The 23614-nt window shown below is 43.1% G+C and carries 19 protein-coding genes and 1 tRNA gene; 7 read left to right on the top strand and 13 right to left on the bottom strand.

Features of this window, described 5'->3' with window-relative positions:
• Positions 1 to 313: 313 nt before the first annotated feature.
• The 4 genes from B5G33_RS05215 (at position 314) to B5G33_RS05200 (ending at position 3965) form a co-directional block, all read left to right on the top strand.
• Positions 314 to 1618 (top strand): TrkH family potassium uptake protein, encoded by a 1305-nt coding sequence (locus B5G33_RS05215; RefSeq protein WP_087270024.1) that lies wholly within the window; start codon positions 314 to 316, stop codon positions 1616 to 1618.
• 16 nt (positions 1619 to 1634) lie between these two features.
• The gene (locus B5G33_RS05210; protein ID WP_087270022.1) at positions 1635 to 2300 is read left to right on the top strand and encodes a potassium channel family protein; all 666 of its coding nucleotides are present in this window, start codon (positions 1635 to 1637) and stop codon (positions 2298 to 2300) included.
• A 110-nt stretch (positions 2301 to 2410) separates the two neighbouring features.
• A tRNA-Gly gene (locus B5G33_RS05205) sits at positions 2411 to 2483 on the top strand.
• 156 nt (positions 2484 to 2639) lie between these two features.
• Positions 2640 to 3965: an amidohydrolase gene (locus tag B5G33_RS05200; protein WP_158229580.1), complete on the top strand. Its 1326-nt coding sequence runs from the start codon at positions 2640 to 2642 to the stop codon at positions 3963 to 3965.
• A 124-nt stretch (positions 3966 to 4089) separates the two neighbouring features.
• On the opposite strand, the gene B5G33_RS05195 is transcribed toward B5G33_RS05200, so the two are convergent.
• The gene (locus tag B5G33_RS05195) at positions 4090 to 4854 is read right to left on the bottom strand and encodes a nitroreductase family protein (protein WP_087416935.1); all 765 of its coding nucleotides are present in this window, start codon (positions 4852 to 4854) and stop codon (positions 4090 to 4092) included.
• A 255-nt stretch (positions 4855 to 5109) separates the two neighbouring features.
• On the opposite strand from B5G33_RS05195, the gene B5G33_RS05190 reads away from it, so the two are divergent.
• The 3 genes from B5G33_RS05190 to B5G33_RS05180 are packed head-to-tail and all read left to right on the top strand — an operon-like array spanning position 5110 to position 7036.
• Positions 5110 to 5481, top strand: coding sequence for a GntR family transcriptional regulator (locus B5G33_RS05190; protein ID WP_087270013.1), 372 nt, complete (start codon positions 5110 to 5112; stop codon positions 5479 to 5481).
• On the top strand, positions 5478 to 6176 hold the full coding sequence (locus B5G33_RS05185) for an ABC transporter ATP-binding protein (protein WP_087416934.1): 699 nt from the start codon (positions 5478 to 5480) through the stop codon (positions 6174 to 6176). Before B5G33_RS05190 ends, B5G33_RS05185 begins: the two co-directional genes overlap by 4 nt.
• Entirely contained in the window at positions 6170 to 7036 is an 867-nt protein-coding gene (locus B5G33_RS05180) for a hypothetical protein (RefSeq protein ID WP_087416933.1), read from the top strand. The genes B5G33_RS05185 and B5G33_RS05180 overlap by 7 nt, the downstream gene beginning before the upstream one ends.
• A gap of 375 nt (positions 7037 to 7411) precedes the next feature.
• Here the strand turns inward: B5G33_RS05180 and yicI are convergent, their stop codons facing one another.
• The 12 genes from yicI to B5G33_RS05120 form a co-directional block, all read right to left on the bottom strand.
• Entirely contained in the window at positions 7412 to 9661 is a 2250-nt protein-coding gene (yicI, locus tag B5G33_RS05175) for an alpha-xylosidase (RefSeq protein ID WP_087270004.1), read from the bottom strand.
• Between the two features lie 2 nt (positions 9662 to 9663).
• Entirely contained in the window at positions 9664 to 10359 is a 696-nt protein-coding gene (locus B5G33_RS05170; RefSeq protein ID WP_087270001.1) for a YesL family protein, read from the bottom strand.
• Between the two features lie 20 nt (positions 10360 to 10379).
• The gene (locus tag B5G33_RS05165; protein ID WP_087269998.1) at positions 10380 to 12380 is read right to left on the bottom strand and encodes a glycoside hydrolase family 31 protein; all 2001 of its coding nucleotides are present in this window, start codon (positions 12378 to 12380) and stop codon (positions 10380 to 10382) included.
• Positions 12381 to 12481: 101 nt separating this feature from the next.
• Positions 12482 to 14548 carry a glycoside hydrolase family 31 protein gene (locus B5G33_RS05160; protein ID WP_087269995.1) on the bottom strand — a complete coding sequence of 689 codons (2067 nt, stop codon included), beginning with the start codon at positions 14546 to 14548 and terminating at the stop codon, positions 12482 to 12484.
• 100 nt (positions 14549 to 14648) lie between these two features.
• Complete coding sequence (locus B5G33_RS05155; protein ID WP_087269993.1) at positions 14649 to 15521, bottom strand: carbohydrate ABC transporter permease; 873 nt, start codon at positions 15519 to 15521, stop codon at positions 14649 to 14651.
• Position 15522: 1 nt separating this feature from the next.
• The gene (locus tag B5G33_RS05150) at positions 15523 to 16416 is read right to left on the bottom strand and encodes a carbohydrate ABC transporter permease (RefSeq protein ID WP_087269990.1); all 894 of its coding nucleotides are present in this window, start codon (positions 16414 to 16416) and stop codon (positions 15523 to 15525) included.
• A gap of 117 nt (positions 16417 to 16533) precedes the next feature.
• Positions 16534 to 17874: an ABC transporter substrate-binding protein gene (locus B5G33_RS05145; protein WP_087269987.1), complete on the bottom strand. Its 1341-nt coding sequence runs from the start codon at positions 17872 to 17874 to the stop codon at positions 16534 to 16536.
• A 215-nt stretch (positions 17875 to 18089) separates the two neighbouring features.
• Complete coding sequence (locus B5G33_RS05140) at positions 18090 to 18833, bottom strand: response regulator transcription factor (protein ID WP_087269984.1); 744 nt, start codon at positions 18831 to 18833, stop codon at positions 18090 to 18092.
• A gap of 27 nt (positions 18834 to 18860) precedes the next feature.
• Positions 18861 to 20693 carry a cache domain-containing sensor histidine kinase gene (locus tag B5G33_RS05135; protein ID WP_087416932.1) on the bottom strand — a complete coding sequence of 611 codons (1833 nt, stop codon included), beginning with the start codon at positions 20691 to 20693 and terminating at the stop codon, positions 18861 to 18863.
• A gap of 3 nt (positions 20694 to 20696) precedes the next feature.
• Entirely contained in the window at positions 20697 to 21428 is a 732-nt protein-coding gene (locus tag B5G33_RS05130) for a peptidoglycan recognition protein family protein (protein WP_087269977.1), read from the bottom strand.
• A gap of 117 nt (positions 21429 to 21545) precedes the next feature.
• Positions 21546 to 23000: an IMP dehydrogenase gene (gene guaB, locus B5G33_RS05125; RefSeq protein WP_087269974.1), complete on the bottom strand. Its 1455-nt coding sequence runs from the start codon at positions 22998 to 23000 to the stop codon at positions 21546 to 21548.
• Between the two features lie 59 nt (positions 23001 to 23059).
• The gene (locus B5G33_RS05120) at positions 23060 to 23563 is read right to left on the bottom strand and encodes a DUF6106 family protein (RefSeq protein ID WP_087269971.1); all 504 of its coding nucleotides are present in this window, start codon (positions 23561 to 23563) and stop codon (positions 23060 to 23062) included.
• Between the last annotated feature and the right edge of the window lie 51 nt (positions 23564 to 23614).

Below are 23614 nucleotides of genomic sequence, written 5' to 3'. Positions count from 1 at the left end.
TTCATTCAGAAAGCGCTGATATTCGCCCCCATTTTTATTGTATTTCATTATAGCACAATTTATTCTGAAAGCAAAGACTTTATCCCAGTAAAGAGACCGCTTCCCCTCTTTTCATCCTTTTAAAATTTTTCAGAATCTATAAAAATTCAAAAGTAAAGTCTTTGTTAATTTTCCTCATTATGTCTTGAGTTTTTTATATCTTCTGCTATAATCGTCCTATCCTGAAAGATTCTGAAAAAACAGCCTTTCAGGCATAAAAAAATGCAACAGCAGAGAGGAGGAGTTACTTGCCGCAGCAAACGGCAGAAATCTCATGAACCGCATCATTAACTTTTTTAAAAGGCAGCCCGCAGGACGGCTGATCACCCTTGGCTTTGCCGCAGCAATCCTGTTTGGTACGTTCTTGTTGCTGCTTCCAATCTCCGTGAAACCGGATGCAGAGGTCAGCTTCATTGACGCCCTGTTTACTTCTACCAGCGCCGTATGTGTCACAGGCCTGATCGCCATAGACACTGCGGATCATTTTACGCCTTTTGGCCAGGGTGTTGTAGCTTTTCTCATTCAGATCGGAGGCCTGGGAGTCACTTCCGTAGGTGTAGGCCTGATTCTGGCAGTGGGAAAGCACATTGGAATAAAGGGACGTCTTCTTGCCCAGGAGGGGCTGAATGTAACTGGAGTAAAAGGAATCATACGCCTGGTAAAATCTGTGCTTCTTATGACCCTTTGCTTTGAACTTGCCGGCGCAGTGCTGAGCTTTATTGTTTTCATTCAGGATTATCCTCTGCCAAGGGCCATTGGTACCAGTATTTTCCACTCCATTGCCGCATTTAATAATTCCGGCTTTGATATTTTCGGCGGACTCCGAAACATGATTCCCTATCAATCGGATATCCTTCTGAACTTTACCACCTGCTTTTTGATCATTTTCGGAGGTCTGGGTTTCCTGGTAATACTGGATATATTGAAGAACCGTTCTTTCAAAAAACTTACGCTCCACTCCAAAGTGGTGATCACCACTACGGTCATCCTGCTGGCAGTGGGGACCCTGCTCTTAAAAGCAACAGAAAATATTTCCTGGTTGGGTGCCTTTTTCCACAGTGTTTCTGCAAGAACGGCAGGTTTTTCCACTTATTCTATAGGAGACTTTACCAATGCAGGACTTTTTGTCCTTATCATCCTGATGTTTATCGGTGCTTCCCCCGGATCCACCGGAGGCGGTATTAAGACCAGCACTTTCTTTGTTCTGGTGCAATCTGTGCGCAGCCTGGTGACAAAGAAAAATTTTGAAGCCTTCCATCGTTCCATACCGGCAGACAGAATCAGCAAGGCTTATGTCATTTCCCTGCTGTCCATCCTGGTAGTGTGCATTGCCACTTTCCTGTTGTGTATCCTGGAACCGGACCTGGATTTTGTACAAATTTTGTTTGAAGTGGTATCGGCCTTCGGTACTGTAGGCCTTTCTACAGGAATCACGCCGAATCTGATCCCTCTGAGCAAATTTATCATTATTCTTGTTATGTTTATCGGAAGGCTGGGGGCTTTCACCCTGTTTTCCATGTGGATAGACCGTCCGGCACCTTCCGCCCGGTATGTAGAAGAATCTATTACAATTGGTTAAAGGAGAAAATACAGTTATGAAAAATACAAAATCTTCAACTTTTGGTGTAATTGGTCTTGGACGTTTTGGCACAGCTCTTGCTATGAGCCTGTCTGAAGCAGGAAAAGATGTCATCGTAGTAGACTGCAATGAAGAAAAAGTAAGAGAGCTCCGCCACTATACGGAATATGCTTTTGTCACAGACAATCTTTCAAAGGAAGCGCTTCAGGAGATCGGTATCCAGAACTGTGATACTGTTATCGTATGCATCGGTGAAAAAATTGATATCAGTATTCTCACTACACTAAATGTGGTAAGTCTTGGCGTTCCTCATGTGATCTCCAAAGCGATCAGCAGTGACCACGGAACGGTACTGGAAAAAATCGGTGCAGAGGTAGTATATCCGGAGCGGGATATGGCTCTCCGCCTTGGCAAACGCCTGATCGCCAATAACAATTTTCTGGACTTTATCACTCTGAGCAATGAGGTTGAAATCCAGCAGATTCCTGTTACAGACCGTATCGCCGGGATCAGCATAGAACGTCTGGATATCCGAAAAAAATATGGTCTGAACATCATTGCCATTGAAAGTGATGGCAGCACGGAAACAGAGATTTCTCCGGAATATCGGATCCGTAAAGAGGACATCCTGGTAGTAATCGGAAAAATGGATAACATCTGGAAGTTTGAACACGATATTTAAGCTTCAAAGATTGGCTGAAAATTTTTCAATATAAATTTTCAAAAAAACATTGACAAACCATTCCAGATATAGTATATTGTTACCTGTGCTCACGAGAGCACAGGTAACATGCGCGAGTGGCTCAGTTGGTGGAGCGCGACCTTGCCAAGGTCGAGGCCGCGGGTTCGAGTCCCGTCTCGCGCTTTTTTCATGTCCAAATTTCCTTTCTATTTTCCTTCTGCTATATTTCCCCAGAAATTTTTCAAAAATTCTCTCTTTCTTGTAATGCTCCTTATCTCTTTTTATCTATATGTGTTATGATAGTAGTCATAGCATACCTGAAAAGGAGGTACGATCAGAGTGAACATATCAAAAATCGACTATACTTCTCTCATTGAAAAATATCAGTCTCTCATTATCTCTGCCGCAGATTCTATCTGGGAGTTTGCAGAGACTGCTTTCCAGGAACACCGCTCCAGCAGTCTTTTGAAATCGATTCTGGAAGAGCAGGGATTTTCCATATCAGCACCTTCTGAAAAGCTCCCCACCGCTTTTACTGCCCGCTGGGGCTATGGCAGACCCATATTGGGTTTTCTGGGGGAATATGATGCCCTTCCCGGCTTGTCTCAGAAAGCAGATATCGCCGCTCCAGCTCCCACAAGTTCTTCTGCAGGACACGGCTGCGGACATAATCTCCTGGGCTGCGGAGTTCTGGCAGGGGTTCTTTTCCTGAAAGATATCATGGAACAGGAAAAGCTTCCCGGCACTATCCTGTATTTTGGATGTCCTGCCGAAGAAAACGCGGCTGGCAAGGCTTTCATGATCGAAGAAGGCTTCTTTAAAGATGTGGACGCTGCTTTTTCCTGGCATCCCCACTACCAATCCGGAATCTTTAATCAGGCCCTGGCCAACCACAGAGTCTACTACACTTTTCACGGTACCAGCGCCCACGCTTCTCAGTCTCCCCATTTAGGCCGAAGCGCTCTGGATGCCTGTGAACTGATGAATGTTGGAGTCAATTATCTTCGGGAGCACATGATCGATGAAGCCAGGGTTCATTACGCTTATACTGACGCCGGGGGAACTGCGCCTAATATTATCCCCTCCCGGTCCCAGGTCTTTTATGCCGTGCGGGCCCCCAAAAGTGAAGACGCCCGGCTGCTGCGAGAGCGGGTGGACGACATCGCCCGTGGAGCTGCCCTGATGACCGGAACTTCTGTAGACATTGAAACTGCCTGCGTCTATGACAGCCTTCTGCCAAATCCTGTCTTAGACCAGCTTGTCTTGAAATACCTGAAGCTTTATACCCCTGTCCACGCTCCCAGTGAAGAGGCCTATGCCAGAAATTTTCTTCCTTATGGAAATCTGCCTGAAACAGACAGGGGCTTTGACGATATCCCTGACCTCTCCCCCACCAGGAAAACCGGTATTTCCACTGATGTGGGCAATGTAAGTCAGATTCTGCCCTGTACTGCCTTTATGGTTTGCTGTTACGCCAACGGTTCCCCTCTTCATCACTGGACCGTAACCGCTCAAGGAAAATCTTCTGCAGCTCATAAAGGAATGTTGGCCGCAGGAAAAATCCTGTCCTCCTGTGCTTTAGAGCTGCTCACGGAACCTGGACTTCTGCTTCAGGTACAGAAAGCCTTTCAAAAAGCCAAAGGTCTCTATACAGCAGCTCCTTAGACGGCCTTCCTTTTGCTGCATTAGCCAGATATTTCCCTTAACTTGCTGCCTGAAGCAGCAAAAAAGTCCGTAAAAAGTGAACTGCAAGTTTCCACTTTTCACGGACTTTTTATTTTTGTACTTCTCAGGTTCTCAGAATTGCACTTAATACATACTGATTGTTCGGAAAATTTTTATGAGTGATGTCTTCCAGCCGGATCAAATCCACATCCAGCCACAGTTCCTCGGCCACGACCATCAGATGAGAAAACATAATACCGAAATTCAGCTCTTCAAATTTCCCCAAATGATTCATATTGTGTTTCTTTGCAAAAACATGGATCCGATTGTCATATACCACAAACCGCCATGGCTGGCTGTTCATACTGGACGGGGCCAGTCTGGCTGCTTCTAAAAGCTGTTTCATCCACTGTCTGGGCACCTCTTTGTAGACGCAAAGCTCTTTCAGCTCCATCCTCTTGGCGTCTACTGCCTTTCTGGTATAGCTCCCCTTGCTTTTCCCAAAAGCCAGCATGATGATAAATTTCAGGTTGCCTCTGCGGTTATTTGTCATCCTGGGCTTTACTCCTCCCAGAAAGCAGGTTCCCAAGCCTTTGGTACATAGAAATAGTGCGATCTGCTCCATAATATATCCAGCATTCATCTGGGTCAGGTCCTTCTCCTCGGAATAAAAAGCCAAATAATAAGGCGCTTTTACTCCCAGTATATGCATCATCCTGTTCTTTCCTTTTGTATTATCTATAATAGAAATCTCTGTATGGATTCCCGGATTCAGTCCTTCAATCTCTCCATAAAACTCCCTCACTTCCTGGAGAATCTCCCCGCTTACCGGTTCCATTTCATAGTTTCGTACAGATTTTCTCAGAAAAATTGCTTCGTATAAATTCATATTATCACCCTTATTCTCTGTGTAACAATATTGTAACATACATTCTTTGAAATGCAATGCCTATTTCCCAGAGAATTTTTAATTCTCCGAAAAGTTTTTATAAAATTTTTATTGACAAATTCTTTTTATTTTCGTATTATTGTATTAAGCAATTAGTACAGTAGTACAATTACTATGATGACCAAATATACTTGTGGTTCCGGAAAAACACCGAAGCCACGCAACAGACACGCAGAAAAAGGAGGTGCTGCGCATATGTCTTGGAATCTGGACTCAAACCGTCCCATCTATCCCCAGATCATGGAACGGATTACTATGGACATTATTTCCGGCACATACCCTCCTGGAAGCAAACTTCCCTCTGTACGGGAGCTGGCTCAGGAGGCAGGGGTAAATCCCAACACAATGCAGAAATCTTTGTCCGAATTGGAACGAACAGGACTTCTCTACAGCCAGCGGACCAGCGGACGCTTTATCACGGAGGATTTAGTTATGATAGAACAGACAAAAAATACCATCGCCTCAGAGCAGGTAAAAGAATTCCTGAAAAAAATGGAGCATATCGGCTTTACAAAACAGGCCACCATACGGCTTATTGAAAAAATTGATAAGGAGGAGCAGTCATGAACCCTATTTTAGAATGTAAAGACCTTACCAAGCGCTACGGCAACAAGACCGCTCTGGATCAGATTTCCTTTTCCCTTATGCCTGGAAAGATCATCGGTCTTCTGGGGCCAAACGGCAGCGGCAAGACTACTCTGATCAAGCTTTTAAATGGTCTTCTGGTTCCTACAGAGGGGCACATTTTTATAGATGGTCTTACACCGGGCGTAGAGACTAAGAAATTTGTCTCTTATCTTCCTGAGCGAACTTATCTGAATTCCTGGATGAAGGTCTGTGATATCATTGATTACTTCCAGGATTTCTATGAAAACTTTGACAAAGCCAGAGCCTACGACATGCTGAAAAGATTGAATATCAATCCCTCTGACAGACTCCGTACTATGTCAAAAGGTACAAAGGAAAAAGTCCAGCTTATCCTGGTCATGAGCCGCCGGGCCCGGCTGTACTGTCTGGATGAACCTATTGCCGGAGTAGACCCAGCTGCCAGGGATTATATTCTCTCTACCATCATTCAAAACTATGATGAAAACGCTACGATTATTATATCCACTCATCTGATTTCTGATGTAGAAAATATCCTGGATGATGTGGTTTTTATTCAGAACGGGCATATCCGTATGGTTGACAGTGTAGAAAATATCCGCTTCAATCAGGGAAAATCTGTGGACGCACTGTTCAGGGAGGTGTTTAAATGCTGAAAAAATTATATAAATATGACTGGAAATCTGTCTCCATGATCCTTCTGATCCTTCATGGGGTACTGCTGGCCTACAGTATCATCGGAAGACTTGCCATCACCATTGGGGAAAATATGGCCTCAGGAAGAGGGGAGAATTTCGATACCCACCTATCTCTTTCTACCACCATCTTTGGCCTGGGGGCCGTAGCTTATATCATGATCTATGCTATATTTATTATCGGTATAGTTTTGGCTACCATCCTCTATCTGGCCGTACGGATGCAGAAAAGCTTATTCTCTGAAGAGGGATATCTCACCAATACCCTTCCTGTATCTTGTGACAAGATACTCTGGTCCAAGATCCTGGTATTCTGGACCTGGTCAATCATTGACTTTTTATGTGTAGCTCTATCGATTTTCATATTGGTCAGCTATCCTGATACAATGCCGGATATTGTAGAAGGCTTTCATTCATTCTTTGGGAGTCTTTTTGGACTCGGTGGCTTTAATGCTATGCTGGAAGCTCTTGGAGTAGTTCTCGGACTTCTCATACAATACTTCTTCTACTTTACTGCTTTGATCTTGTTCTCCATCTGTCTGGGCAGTCTGTTTAAAACACACAAGACCCTTGGAGCTCTTGTGGCCTTCTTCGGAATCAATATGGGCCAGAGTATAGTCATGCTGATTTTAATGTTTATCATTCCTCCTCTCAGTCCTATCAGTACAGTCGTTACTACTGAAAGCGGAAAGGTTATTTCAAGTACAGGAGGAAGCGGAAACGCTCAGACAATCTTCCTGCTGTCATGGTACCTGATCTTATCTATTGTTTTCTACCTGGGAAGCCGGTATATCATGACAAAGAAACTGAATCTTGACTAACACTTCTGGAAATCTGCGCCGCCAGGCGCACTAGATAAAAGCTGCGGCATTAAGCATTTTCAATCTTGCTTAATGCCGCAGCTTTCCCCTCCCTATACGGTTAAAATCTTCAAAATCCATTTTTGACCGTATAATTCCACGTAGTATTACGGTTAAATTTCCTATATTGCACTTTCTAACCGTATAATTTTCTTTAAAGTACGGTTGAAATCTTCAAATCTTCTATTTTAACCGTACAATCTTCTTCAAAACTACGGTTGAAATCTCGAAAATCTCTGTTTAACCGTATTGCACCATATCCATGTAAAAAATGGTGATGGCAGGGGAATCGGAACTGTGGGCAGCTCCGATTCCCCTGCCATTCTTTTTATCCTCTTAACTTTCTACTTTAACAGCCTGGCTTCCCAGGTTTTTAATCTGGAAATTACCTTTTCCGCCTTCCACGGAAAGAAGAATCTCTTCTCCCTCTCTTCTGGCCTGAACCTTCATTACGGTATTTCCTTTTGTATCCGGAATCTCCACGCAGGTACGGGCTCCCTCTTCGAATTCTCCGATCACCAATGTCACCTGGTCTGTAAAATCATAATCCGGAACCTGATCATTATTTCCCATAGGAAGAACCGTATTGGGCCGGAGCATAACAGGCAGAGAATGATAATCATGAGTTTCTTTTATCCACTTTCCTCCTGTTTTCTTCTCTCCGGTCAGGATATTCACCCAGGTTCCTTCCGGCAGGTAATAGTCCACCTCCCCTGATTCTTTAAATACAGGGGCAACCAGAAGAGAATCTCCCAGCATATACTGACGGTCCAGAGTATCGCAGGCTCTGTCCTGGGGGAAATCCAGGAACATTGGGCGGAGCAGAGGAGTTCCCTTTACATGAGATTTCACTGCCTGTCCATAAATGTAAGGCATCAGCCGGCATTTCAGGTTCACAAACTCCCGAAGGATATCGCAGGCCTCCTCGTCAAAAAGCCAGGGTACACGGTAGGAGCCAGAGCCATGGAGACGGCTGTGGGAGCTTAAAAGCCCAAACTGGCACCATCTCTTATAGATATCAGGAGTAGCGGTACTCTCAAAACCGCTGATGTCATGACTCCAAAATCCAAAACCTCCCAGAGAAAGAGACAGTCCTCCACGGAGAGTCTCCGCCATAGAAACATAAGTGGCAGAACAGTCTCCTCCCCAGTGAGCCGGGAACTGCTGTCCTCCTACTGTAGCGGAACGGGCAAAAAGCACTGCTTCTCCCTTTCCCCGCTCTCTTTCCAGAAGCTCAAATACTGTCTTATTATAAAGGTATGTATAGTAATTGTGCATTTTCACCGGATCAGAATGGTCAAAATATTCAATATCCTTCACCGGTATCCTCTCACCGAAGTCTGTCTTAAAGCAGTCCACACCCATATCCAGAAGAGTCTTCAGCTTTTCCTGATACCAGGCCACTGCGTCAGGGTTGGTAAAGTCCACCAGTCCCATACCTGGCTGCCACAAGTCAGACTGCCATACGCTTCCATCTTTCTTCTTTACCAGATATCCCTTTTCCATGCCCTCTTTAAAAAGCACAGATTTCTGTCCGATATAGGGATTGATCCACACACAGATTTTCAGTCCCCGGTCATGGTATCTTTTCAGCATTCCCTTGGGGTCCGGGAAAGTCTTGGGATCCCAGATAAAATTGCACCACTCATAGGCGTCCATCCAATAACAGTCAAAATGGAATACATGGAGAGGAATCTTCCTGTCTGCCATTCCCTGGATAAAGCTGGAGGTTGTCTCCTCGTCATAATTCGTTGTAAAAGATGTAGTCAGCCAAAGACCAAAAGACCAGGCCGGGGGCAGAGCAGGTTTTCCTGTAAGATCCGTATATTTTTCCACAGTTCCCATAGGACTTCCGCCGCTGATAAAGTAATAATCCAGTCTTTCTCCTTCTACGGAAAACTGGATCCTCTCTACCTTTTCACTGGCAATCTCAAAAGCAACATCTCCCAGATTGTCCACCAGAACCCCGTATCCTTTATTCGTTACATAAAATGGAATGTTCTTGTATGCAATTTCGCTGGCTGTACCGCCATCCTCATTCCACATCTCTACAACCTGTCCATTTTTCACAAAAGGCGTAAACCGTTCTCCAAGACCATAGATGTATTCATCTACGTCAATGGAAAGCTGTTCCAGCATATAAGCCTTCTCTGTCTTATTATTATACATATGGGCCAGATTCCGGAAACTGGACTCTGTAAGGAATTTCTCTCCTTCATAGAAAGCCAGTTTATAACCGGAAGGGGCCTTATCGATCACTGCCCGCAGGGAGCCGGAACGATAGATTACCTGGGTATCTGTCTCCGTGATCTCAACCTGGGTATCTCTCTGGTTCACCTGAGCAATAGGTCCCTTATACAGAGCTCCTGCATGATGCACTGCCGAGGCCTTGATCACTCCTTCCATAGGGCTGGAAAGGGTCAGCGTCAGCATCGGGATATTTAAGCAGTCTCCTCTCCCAGAAATATGTTTGCTGGGAAGATACACCGTTAATGTGCTTCCATCAATCTGGTGGCTTGCATATTCTACTGCATATGCAGGCTCCATTTCTTTTCTCAAAAGCCAGTATCCATTTGTAAATTTCACGATCATTCCTCCTGTAAATCTAATTTGTCATCCCTTTTCTGTATTTCTCTCACAGGCTCTTCCTTCTGGTCTTCCTCTCCGGGCTCATGTTTTTTCAGCACTCGCTCCAGGAACTCTGACATGAGAAAGATTACCGGCCCCGGCGCAAAGATCATCAGTATAGGAAAGCGCCAGATGATGGCTCCTGTGCAAAACAGTATGAGAAACAGGGCCAAAGTAGTGCCAAAATACCGCACTGTCATATACATAGCCAGCTTGATCAGCCAGCCGCTGCTCATATCAAACCGTGCCAGAGCTGGAAATACATAGCAGGAAACCGCCAGAATAAATACAGAAGTCAGGGCGTAGACACAGATAAAGAAAAGTCCCACATATCCGTCGGTTTCCTTCATCAGGATTCCAATATTTAAATGCATGGCAAAGGTGGCTGCTACTACCAGTATCCAGATAAAGCATCCGGACATCAGATTCAGCCGGAAAGACCGGAAAAATTCTCTGGCAATATAGCCGTCGCCCTTTTTCACACATTTTACCATGGCATAGTATAAAGCCGAGGTAGAAGCTCCTATGGTCACAATAGGAAGACTGCACAGGATCCATAAAAATCCCAGGGCCATTACATCAAATATCTTATCACAGATATTGATAAAGCTGCCATCAAATCCGAATATATTTCTTCCTGTTTTCTTCTTACCCATGTTCTACACCCTTTCTTTTCTTACAGTTCCGTTAATTTTCCTGCTTTTGCAAATACGGGAAGCTGTTCCAGAGGAGCGCTGACAGTAATCGTCCTTCCTCCTTCATACTCCCTGTTATCATTGATGTTCCTCCAGAGGCCTTCCGGCAGGTAGAGAGTTCTTTCTCTCTGATCCTCATACAAAACAGGCGCCACCAGAAGATCTGGTCCAAACATATACTCGTCCTCGATTTCCCATGCTTTTTCATCCTCTGGGAAATCATAGAACAGAGGCCTCATGGCAGGAGTTCCCTTTTCATGTGCTTCCTCCATGATCTGTCTCACATAGGGACGTATTCTTTCCCTAAGGTGGATATATTTTTCACAGATTTTATAAACCTCTTCTCCGTAGCTCCATATCTCATTTTCTGCACCGCTGTTATGTTTTCCGCCGCCTGTAGTTCCCAAAGGTGCCTTGAAAGGCTCCCGGAATCCATGAAGACGCATGACCGGACAAAAGGCTCCAAATTCAAACCAGCGAACCAGCACCTCATGGAACTTAGGATCATGAATGTTTCCTCCATGGAAACCTCCGATATCTGTAGTCCACCAGGGGATTCCAGAAATACCCATATTCAGTCCTGCCGCCAGCTGATTTCTCAGAGAGCGGAAAGAGGAATCAATATCTCCTGACCATACCAAAGTGCCATATCTCTGGCTTCCGGCCCAGGCGCAGCGAAGGAGATTCAGGATGTTCTCCTGACCCTCTTTTTCCATTCCTTCATAGGCCATGCGGGCATATTCTTTTGGATAGATATTTCCCACTTCCATGTCTGCCCCACGGAAATACCTGTAATGAGAAAATTCATAACCAGTAAACTCAGGCTCTGCCTCATCCAGCCAGAAAATATGGATACCTTTTTCATAATAATTTTTCTTGATCTTACTCCAAACGTATTCTCTTCCATCGGGATTGGTCACATCGATGATTGCCGCATTTCCCAGCTGTCCTAACCTCTTTCCATGTTCAGAGCGGGTCAGATAGCCAAGCTCTTCCATTTCCTCATAGTTCTCACTCTCTCCGTCCACAGTAGGCCAGATAGATACCATCAAATGCATTCCCATTTCTTTCAGTTCCCGTACCATCTTTTCCGGTTCTGGCCAGTAATCCAGGTCGAACTTCCAATCTCCCTCATGGGGCCAGTGGAAAAAGTCTACTACGATCACATCTACCGGAAGTCCCCGGCGGTGATATTCTCTGGCCACCTCCATAATCTCATCCTGGGTCTGATAGCGAAGCTTGCACTGCCAGAATCCCATGCCGTATTCCGGCATCATAGGAACTTTTCCTGTAGCATTAGCGTAGGCTTCTTCGATTTCCGCCGGAGTATCTCCTGCAGTGATCCAATAGTCCATCTGCTTCGTAGATTCTGCTGTCCACTGAGTCACATTTTTGCCGAAAGTTACCGCGCCGATAGCCGGATTATTCCATAAGAATCCATATCCATTACTGGAAAGAGCAAAGGGAATACTTGCCTGAGAGTTCCTGTGAGCCAGCTCCAGAGTACAGCCTTTTACATCCAGATAAGGCTGCTGATACTGTCCCATTCCATAAAGCTTTTCCCCATCCACAGGCTCAAAGCGTACTGTCAGCCGATAGTTATCCGTACTCTGCCTTGGTTCAAAGGTTCTTGGCACGATCTCAAGGGCGCTGTTAAACTCCTCTCTCCCTTCTTCCTGCATTCCACGGATTCTCTCATATTCCTCCAGGAGAAGCTTTCCATTCTGGTTCAGGAAACGGAGTTTTCCTGTCCTTGTGATCTCACAGATAATCTTTCCGTTTTCTATAACTGTGTCTGTTCCTCTCTCATATATCTTTACAGAAACTTCTTCCGCCGGAAGAAGGGCGGAAATATCCTCATCTTCTATAAGCTCATGTCTCTGGGTAGCCTGTACGCGAAAGCTGTTTTTACCCCAGGGCTGAATACACAATAATTCTTTATCAAAGCGTCTGTATACTTTATTCCCTATTTGTTTCAGCATGTTTTTCCTCCCAATATTTTCATAAAAGCCGCTGCATTATAATGCATATCTCCCTTCAGCACAAAGGTCGGATGCTGAAAATGCAGCGGCGTTTCAGAAACTTATACCTCCAGTTTAAATTCTCCTTTAGTGAATAATGGAATCTGCTCCAATGGAGTTTCAACGGTCACAGTCTGTCCGCCTTCAAAGCTCTCTTTGGTCCATGGGTTTGTCCAGGTATATCCCTTCGGCAGATAAACTTCTTTCGTTTTCTGTCCCCTCTCCATAACCGGAGCAACTAAAATATCCGGTCCGAACATATACTGGCTTTCATTGTCCCAGCATATCTTATCCTCAGGAAAATCATAGAACAGCGGACGCATGATCGGTGTTCCTTTCTCATGAGCAGCCTCCATCAGGGATCTTATATAAGGACGCATGGCCTCTCTCAACTCTATGTATTTCCTACAGATCTCATATACTTCATCCCCATAGGACCAGATTTCATTAGGAGCTCCTGACACGCACTCAGCGCCTCCGGTAGTTCCGTATTGAGGCTGATAAGGCATCCGGTAACCATGAAGCCGCATTACCGGACAGAAGGTTCCATACTCAAACCAGCGGACAAAGACCTCATGATAGTCCTTATCGTAAATATTCGCTCCGAAAAATCCTCCGATATCTGTGGTCCACCATGGTATTCCGGAAATTCCCATATTTAATCCTGCTGCAAACTGGTTCTGCAGGCTTTCAAAAGTAGAATGGATATCCCCGGACCACACCAATGCTCCATACTTCTGGCTTCCAGCCCAGGCACAGCGGAGCAGGTTTACAACTTCCTCCTGGCCTTCAGCTCTCATACCGTCAAAAAATGTCTTGGCATACATGGCAGGATAGATATTTCCAATCTGTACGTTAGGCCCCAGATGATAACGATAGTTTTCAAAATCATAAACTGTATATTCTGGTTCTGCCTCGTCCAGCCAGAAGATTTTAACCCCTTTATCATAGTAGTTTTTCTTTGCCTTACCCCAGACATACTCTCTGGCTTCCGGGTTGGTAGGATCGTACTGAATCGTATTTCCCATATAAGTATTGTCAATGCGAACGCCTTTCTCTACTCTTGTGAGAAGTCCTTTGGCCTTCATCTCTTCAAAATTCTCACTCTTGTAATCTACCATAGGCCAGATAGATACCATCAGCTCAATTCCCATTTCCTTTAATTCCTGTATCATTGCATCAGGATCCGGCCAATAAGTGGGATCAAATCTCCAGTCTCCCTGTTTTGGCCAATGGAAAAAGTCTACTACGATCACATCAATAGGAATCCCTCTCCGCTTATACTCTCTGGCTACTTCCAGCAGTTCTTCCTGTGTCTGATACCGGAGCTTGCACTGCCAGAATCCCATACCATATTCCGGCATCATGGGAACCTTTCCTGTAGCGTCTGCATAAGCTTCTTCAATCTCTGCCGGAGTATCTCCTGCAGTGATCCAGTAATCTAATTTCTTTGTAGACTGGGCCACCCAGGTAGTAATATTTTTGTTGAAGCTTACTCTTCCTACTGCAGGGTTGTTCCAGAGGAATCCATATCCCAAAGAGGACAGGGCAAAGGGTACGCTGGCCTGTGAATTTCTGTGAGCCAGCTCCAGTTCAGCGCCTTTTACATCCAGGAATTTCTGCTGATACTGTCCCATGCCATAGATTTTCTCATTAGGATTAGACTCAAAACGCATAGTAAGCTGATAGTCTCCGCCAATGATAGGCTTAAACTCTCTGGCTTCTACTTCCAGAGAGCTGCAGGTATCCGCAAACATGTCCTCCCGGTTACGTACATACTCCTCCAGAAGCGTCTCGCCCTTCTGATTGTAGAAAATAATCTTTCCGATGTTATTGATCACTGCTTTGATCTTACCATTTTTAATCTCCGCGCTGAATTCATGAATCCTAATCTCCGGCTGGTCATCTTCCGGCTTTTTATCCAGTGCCCAGAGCTCCTGAGGCATTTCAGGCATCTTAGAGGCCCTGACCCTGAGGCTGTTTTTTCCCCATGGTTCCACGATCACCCGCTCTGCGTCATAGCGGTAATAAAGGGCATTGTCCTTCACTTCAAAATACCCTAATAAAAATTTGTTGTCTGAGCGGAAGTCCCCGGTAGGCTCCCCCTCTCTTTTGATAATGTCTGTCATAATACTACTCCTTTCTATAGCTCTGATTATAGATTTAAGCCTTCTTCTATGCCAGCCAAATCATATAGAAAACTAGTCAAATATTTACCTGTTTTATTTCTTACTCTTTTACCGCTCCGGCAGTAAGACCGCCTACGATATATTTCTGGAGGAAGACAAAGGCCAAAATAACGGGGATAACCAAAATAGCTCCATATGCCATGATACAGTTCCATTTTGTTCCATATTTACTCTGGAACTTACGTATGTTTGCTGTCAAAGGCCTCATATCTGCATCTACATTGAATGTCATAGAATAGATCAAGTCGTTCCAGCCATTTAAGAATGAAATAACAACTACTGTAATAATACCTGTTTTTATAGTAGGTATCATAATCTTAAAGAAAGAGCGGAACACACCGCATCCGTCAATCCTGGCCGCCTCATCAAGAGAAACCGGTATACTCTTAAAGTATGGACGTAATGTTACCACAATAAAAGGAACTGAGCCTGAAGCAACTGCAATAGCAGGTGCCCAATAAGTCCCCAGCAAATGCAGCTTTGAAAATGTCAAATACATAGGTGTAAGCATTACGGATGCAGGAAGCATCTGAGTTACCAAAAATGTAAGCATAAAGGACTTTGTGCCTTTTACCTGATAACGCCCCATTCCATATGCCGCTGGTACGCCAAACACTAGGGAAATCAGCATTGCGCAGAATGCGATAAGAACACTGTTGCGCAATGATGTAAGGAAATCTGCGTCCTGAAGATTTTGCAGCCATGGGTCTATGGTAAATTCATGAGGATAATATGTAACAATTTTTCCGAAACTCTCCATATCTGTTTTAAATGACATCTGGATCAGCCAGTAGATCGGAAACAGAAAGAATATAGCTATCAAAACTGCAATAACACAGTTGATCACATTTCTCCGTCCTTCTTTTGTCTGCCAATAATGTCTTTTAACAGTTCTTACATTCTCATTACTCATTCTAGTCATCCTCCTTACTTAATAATTTCAGATAAAACAGGCCAACCAGGAACAGACATACGAACAATATCATAGCAATAGCAGAGCCCTGAGAAAATTCATACTGGGTAAAAGCTTTGGAATAAGCATAAGTTCCCAGAACATCTGTAGAATTATATGGACCGCCTGACGTCATGATATACATAAGGTCGAATGCTTTGAAAGTATAGATGAATCCAAGCATTAATACTGAAAGCATTGCAGGCTTCATCAAAGGCAAAGTGATATATAAAAATCGCTGAAATTTATTAGCTCCATCAATAGATGCGCTTTCATAGATATCTTCAGAGATACCTGTTAATCCAGATGTCAAAAGGAGCATATTGAAAGGAATTCCTACCCAGCAGTTTACTGCAATAACTGCAGCTAATGCGGTTCCTCCATTTACCAGCCAGTCAACAGGCGTAGAAATTATATGCAGTTTCATAAGAAGATCATTAATAACGCCTCCGTCCAGCAGGAACATATTTTTTCCTAAAAGAGCTGTAACAGACATCGGCATCATGTAACCTACCAGGATTAATCCACGCACAGGTCCTGCCAGCGTAAATTTCTTTGAAAAAAACATCGCAAACAGGAATCCAATAGTAAATTGAATAACCAGACAAGCCAATGTAAAAATAATGGTATTTCTAAAAACCATCTGGAATGTCGGATCTGCAAACAGAGTCTTATAATTCTCTAACCCGACAAATACAGATGTGCCAGTCGCCATATTTTTAACATTCATATTTTTAAAACTTAACACTACATTGTAAACCAATGGATATCCACAGACAATCAGCAAATACAGAAATCCGGGAAGAATAAAAATATATGCTTCTCTTTTCTTTTTTGCAGCTATACTCAGCTTCATTTCATGCACTCCCTTCTTTTGACTCTATATAAAGAGCCCCGGAATCCAGCCGGATACCAGACTGTTTCCGAGGCTCCCTCATTATTTATCTAGCATAAACTATAGGACTATGTAATTTTATTGGTTAACATCCTCCGCTACGCCTCCGCCGGCTGTAGATTCTGGAAGAGGATCTTCTTCAAGAATCGGATCGATAACAGCTGCAGCTGCAGAAAGAGCATCCTCAACAGATTGATCTCCCAACATAGCCTGCTGTGTTGCATTATATAAAGCTTCTGACAATGTCGGCCACTGAGCATGTGGTCCACGAGGTTTTGCATAATTCATCGCTTCATTAAATACTGCATATCTCTCATCTGTTGTAAAGATCTCCTGGAGTCCAACAGCATCAGAACGAACAGGAAGTTTTGTTGCTGCAGCTGTAAACTCTGCATTTTTCTCTGCACTCATAAACCATTTCAGGAAATCTACACATTCATCTTTGTATTCTGTGCCTGTGCAGACGCCAAAGTTTTCACCTCCGATACAGGAAGCATATTCCTGATCCATTGGAAGCAATGCATATTCATAATTAAATGCGCCGTTAATCTTCTCATCAATATCCTGGAGCTGCCATGTACCAGATTCAAACATTGCTGCTTTTCCTGCACAGAATGCGTTATATGCATCAGACTGCTGCCAGTTTACAACTTCTTTGCTCATATATCCATTCTGAACCAGGTCTGTAAGGAACTGGATAGCTTTCACAGAACCTTCGCTGGTCAGATTATCAATATCGCCGCCTGCTGACCAGATCCATGGAAGAATCTGGAAAGTACCTTCTTCTGTTCCGATAGCGCACATGGAGAATCCATAAACACCATTTGCTGTATCTGTTGTCTTCTCACATACTTCTCTGAACTCTTCCCATGTAGTAGGAGGAGCATCAAAACCTGCCGCATTCAAGATATCCATATTGCAGCAAAGTGTCAGACAGTTAGAATTCTGTGGCAGACCGTAATAGTGTCCTTCTGCATCCTGAACACTTAACAGTGGACCGTCATAGAAGTTCTCCAAATCTTCCCAATCCTGTATATCCTCTGTAATGTCCTCAAAAACCCCCAGAGAAATATAAGAAGCCATATCTGGTGAATCCACCATTCCGATATCCGGAAGTTCTCCGGAAACGGCACCAATTGTATACTGATTCATCAATTCTTCCCTGGAAACAAACGTTGGCGTAATATGGATGGCATCCTGAGATTCATTGTATTCCTCGATCAGTGCCTCAAATGCAGGTGCCTCAGCCTCAAAATAATGCCACAAGGTTACTTCTGCTGGTTCTCCCGATGAGCTTCCACCATCTGAAGAATCCCCTGAATCGCTTCCTCCTGATGAGCCTCCACAACCAGATACAAGAGCTGCAGTTAATGAGCCGACCAAAAATAGAGCTGCTAGCTTTTGAAATCGTTTTTTCATATCTTTTCCTCCTTACACTTTGTATATTTTTTGATGTTTTTATTATACATTTTCGTCATATTATACGAAACTTCTCATTTTAAGATTTGGAAGAAAATTTTAAGGTAAATTTTTAATATTGGGAGAAAATTTTAAGATAAATATTTTTCAGCATAAAAATAGCGCTAGACAATAATCTCATCATCTAACGCCGTTTCTGTAAGATTATATCAATCTCATATAATAGAATTATTTTTTTCCACAAATTCCCCAACGCTCATTCCTACAGTCTCCCGAAATACTCTATTAAAATACTTCGGGTCTGAAAACCCTACATGATAGGGAAGTTCTTCCCTAGGATAACCTGCTAGCAGAAGTCTTTTTGCCGTCTCTATTCGATAGTTCTTTAAAAACTTTGTAAAAGTTTCTCCTATATCTTTATTAAAAAGATAACATAGATATTCTTGAGATACCCCTAAATTCTCTGCCAGTTCTTTCTGATTAATCTTTGATCCATATCCATTGTCAATAAAATTAAGACACTTTATTACTAAAGGATGGGCGTCCGGATATCTTTCCTTCAGCTTTCCTATCTGTTCACTTCCGTCTACTCCCTTTTTTCTCTCCAGACGCTTCATAAGATCATAAACTTCATCATAAGTTATCGGTTTCACCAGATAGTCTTTGACTCCCAGTACGATTGCTTCTCTGGCCGCCTCAAATTCTTCATACGCTGTAACGATCACATATTGAGCAGATATTCCCGCAGCCTGAGCAGCTTTTATCAAAGACATTCCATCCATATAAGGCATTTTTAAGTCTGTGAAAACTACATCGGGTTTTACAATCTGTACCATTTCCAGTGCCTGCCGTCCATTCGAGGCCTCTGCTACAACTTCGTACTCTTCAGAAATAGAGACAATCAAATTTTTTAATCCCCTCATTGCTCTTCTTTCATCTTCTGCAATTAAAATCCTCATAAATATCTCACCCTCATCACATCTTTTTTATTCTGGCATAGGGAGAATAAAAACAAATCTAGTTCCTTTCCCCTCTTCTGTCCAAAATTCCACTTTCATTTTTTCTCCATAATGCATTCTCATTCGCGTAATAACATTAGAAATACCAATCCCCACTTCTCTTTTCTTTGCAAGCATAGGGTCATCCAAAATTTCCTGTATGACAGCCTTTCTCTTCTCGGCTATCCCCTGTCCATTATCTTCTATGATGATTTCTAAAAATTCTTTATATCCCTTTCCGGTTATCTTAATATTTCCGCCATTCTCCATACCTTCAAATCCATGAACAATCGAATTTTCCACAAAGGGCTGGAGCATTAATTTTCTACAGGGCCAGTTATCATAGTCCGAATCAAAATCAATCTCATAGGAAAAGGCATTGTCAAGCCGTTCCCTTTGAAGGAAAAGATACTGCTCTATCCAGGAAATCTCTTGAAACATGTATACATTCTGGTGCTTCTGGTCAAAAGTATACCTTAAAATATTAGACAGCTTTTTTAGTAAAATGGAGACTTTAAAATTTCCGCTTTCCATAGCCTCATAATTAATTGCATTAAGCATATTACAAATAAAATGAGCATTGATCTGAGATTCTAAAGCCTCTCTTTCAGCCCGCTGCTTCATCTTCAGAGACTCTATCACTTTATCATGCTGCTCCTCTACATCTTGGGCTGCTTTTCTGATTTTTTGAAGCATATTATTATATTCCTGGGCAAGCTGCCAAACTTCATTGGTCCCTTCAATAGCAATCTGTTCTCTTGTCTCACTGTCTTCTACTCTTTTAATGGAGTTGCTTATAATATTCACGGGGCGGAGAATTCGGTTCGTAGTCCAAAAGAGAATCAATAGAATAATCAATATAGCCCCAGCATAAATAATTACCATCTGTCCATATATAGTGTCCACCTTTTTCATCAGCATTTCTTCGTCAATCACTGCATGAAGCGTCCAGCCATAATTTCCAATCTGTGCAGTCAGCCCAGTCAGCTGGTTTTCCTTCTGATAATCTGATGAACGTATTCCCATATATTCCCTTCCTTGAGTATGGAGCATGATCTCCCCTTCGCTGTCCTCAATATAAGCTTGTATATATTCTTCTTGATTCTGGTTCATTTGTCTAAGGAAACTGGTCAAAGGCTGTGTCTGAAAGGAAACCAGCATCATATATTCTACATTCTGATAAGAATTGAGATTTTTAAGTGGAAAGGCAATATGAATCATGCCTAAACTTTCCATATTAGGATGTATCATAGGATGTGTGATAATCTTATATCTAGGTATTTCATTTTTTCCATTTTTTTCTTTGATTTCTGAAAAAACCTCTTTGATCATCTCTTCACTGTCTTCCTCCCAAATGGGTCTTGAACCAGCAATTCTCATTTCGTTTTTATCATACTGATATATGATCCCCTCCTCTGAAGCCACTGCAATTCCTACAATAAAAGTAGAACTTCTAGCTGCTGACTTTAAAGCGTTACTCATGTCTTTATTAGTCTGTGCATCCACATCTCCTGTCACAAAATCCTGGATAGCATCTACCGTCTCTTCATTTATTGAAAGTCCTGATCCCAAATTAATATACGTCTCCATTTGGTTCTTCATATTAATCCTGACGGAATTCATCAGTGCTTCTTCCGTGGTATATGTAGTTTCTACAAGATGAGTATAATATTGATTTTTCATATAAACCCACATTATAGTCATCAACAAAATAATCGCAACTAATATTGCCATTGCGAACGAACACCACATATGCGATTTGCAGTAATCCCGCACTTTTTTAATTCCACATATCTCTTTCTTTTCTACTACACCTTCCATATATTATTCCCCCTCCGCAGCCACTACCTCCTGCTCCACAACTTTTATCTGTTCTTCCACGTCCTCTTTAAACTGTTCCCATGCCTCTGGATGGTCCACATAATATTTCGGGCATATCTTTCCTGTTACGTCATAGTGGCGGATCACATCTTCGCTGGTAAGATTGAATCGATAGCACAGCCATCCTGTAAGACGTACCAGTGAAGTATAAGTTGCATCTGTAAACGCTCCTGTCTCATCTAAATGACAGCACTCTATAGACAGCGTATCACTGTTTCTGGAATTGGAGGCATAGGCAATCTCTGAGCTTGGAATGCACTGGACGATCTCTCCCTCAGTTCCTACCACAAAATGGCTGCTCACCTTTGTCTCATGGCTGTCTTTTAGTCCTTCAAAATAATCTCTGTTATTCTGAGCTGTACTTCCCGGATTTGCCGTATAGTGGATTACGATTCCGTTAATTTCTTCCAGAGGGATTCCCGGCCTGGAATACTCGTTCGCCTCCAGGAGGTCCACCTGAAAGGGAGGAGCCCCTACAAAAGACTCGTTTCTGGCCTTCAAAAGCCGCTGTTCCTCCATAGCCGCAGTAATCCGATTGCCTCCTGCTGCGATTACACAAGCTGTAAGGACTGCTGTGCCAAAAATTGTAATCCTGCGAAGCCTTTCTTTTTTTCTCTGTTTTTTTCTTTCTGTTCTTCTTTTTTCGTAGCTTTCTCCGTACTCTTGTCTTTTCATAGAGCGTTTCCTCTTAAGCTGCAGTACAAAGCAAAAAACAGAGGGACCGCCGTGTTTACAGCAACCCCTCTGCTCTATACTCATTTCCAAATTCGTATATCTCTGTGTTTTGTTATCTTATTCGTCAATACTGTAGTTAGGAGCCTCTTTGGTAATGTGAATGTCATGAGGATGAGATTCTTTTAAAGCTGCTGCAGAAATCTTTACAAATTTTCCTGTTCTCTTCAGAGTCTCAATATCCTTTGCTCCACAATATCCCATTCCGGAACGGATTCCTCCGATAAGCTGGAATACTGTATCTTCTACATGACCTTTGTAAGCCACACGGCCTTCTACGCCTTCCGGTACCAGTTTCTTTGCATCTTCCTGGAAATAGCGGTCTTTGCTGCCGTTTTCCATGGCTGCAATAGAGCCCATGCCTCTGTATACTTTATATTTTCTTCCCTGATACAGTTCGAAATCTCCAGGGCTCTCGTCGCATCCTGCAAAGATGCTTCCCATCATACAGACGTTGGCGCCTGCAGCGATAGCTTTGGTCATATCGCCGGAATACTTGATACCTCCGTCAGCGATGATCGGAATATCATACTCCTTGGCAACCTCATAGCATTCCATGATAGCGGTAATCTGAGGCACACCGATACCGGCAACCACACGGGTTGTACAGATAGAACCAGGGCCGATACCAACCTTAACAGCATCTACTCCTGCATCGATCAATGCTTTAGTAGCCTCACCTGTAGCAACATTACCAGCGATCAGCTGAAGATCCGGATATTTTTCCTTAATCTCCCGTACTGTCCGAAGAATGTTTGCAGAATGTCCATGTGCGGAGTCCACAACCACTACATCCACATGGGCATTTACAAGGGCATCAATTCTGGCCATTACATTATTTGTAATTCCTACTGCGGCACCGCACAGCAGTCTGCCCTGTGCATCTTTTGCGGACAAAGGATATTTAATCTGTTTCTCAATATCCTTGATGGTGATAAGCCCTTTTAAATTAAAGTTTTCATCTACAATAGGGAGTTTCTCTTTTCTAGATCTCGCCAGGATTTTTTTCGCCTCTTCCAGAGTAACACCTTCTCTGGCAGTAACCAGTCCCTCTGAAGTCATACACTCTTTAATCTTTCTGGAAAAGTCTTCTTCAAATTTCAAATCCCGGTTTGTGATAATACCTACCAGTTTCTTTCCTTCTGTAATAGGCACTCCTGAAATGCGGAACTTAGACATCAGATCGTTGGCATCTGCCAGCGTATGTTCCGGAGACAGGAAAAATGGGTCTGTGATAACGCCGTTTTCAGAACGTTTCACCTTATCTACTTCTTCAGCCTGCTCTTCAATAGACATATTTTTGTGAATGATTCCGATACCGCCCTGTCTCGCCATGGCAATCGCCATACGATGCTCAGTAACTGTATCCATACCTGCACTCATCATCGGTATGTTCAGCTTTACCTTTTTTGTAAGCCAAGTTGATAATTCTACCTGATTGGGGATTACTTCTGAATACGCCGGAACCAGCAGAACATCATCAAAAGTAATGCCTTCGCCAATAATCTTACCCATTTTCATTCTCCCTTCAATTTGTTTATAGTACAGTAATATAACAAATTACGACAAAACTGTCAATCCAGAAAAACTTTTCTCGGACAGCTTCTTGCGATATTATCTATCAGCTCTCTGTCCGGCTCCAGAAGAACTTTATATACATTGTTGTCATCCGGAATGATCATTGCAAAAATTTTGTGCTGGGGATTTCCTGATGAGAAATCCAGGACCTTTAAATTCGTATTATGGTTCTGATAGTCCATCCTGTGAGAATTTACCGGAGCCATCATTTCCATTTTAGCCAGGTCAAAGCTTTTCATTCTCTTTCTCTTAGCTTTGGAAGCAATCCGGTCAATATCCAGTTCACCATTTACGAATACATACTCATATTCCAGGTCCAGAAGGGGTAATACAAAATATGCCGCAATACCCAATCCGATAGTCAGCACCCACGCCAAAGGGGTGATCAGCAGCCCGGCTGCTGCCGTAAGCACAATGAGCGCAATGATCAGAATCTTAATTGCCTGATCTTTTCCGGTAGTCTCCTTCTTTACAAGAAGCTCCGAATACATGTCCGTCATCTTACGTTCCTCCTGTTATTTCATATGTTCTGATAATCAGTGTATCACAAA

Origin of the sequence: Blautia sp. An81 (assembly GCF_002161285.1) — a bacterium.
In the GTDB taxonomy this organism is placed as follows: domain Bacteria; phylum Bacillota; class Clostridia; order Lachnospirales; family Lachnospiraceae; genus Blautia; species Blautia ornithocaccae.
This window is presented reverse-complemented; position numbering and strand designations above follow the sequence as displayed.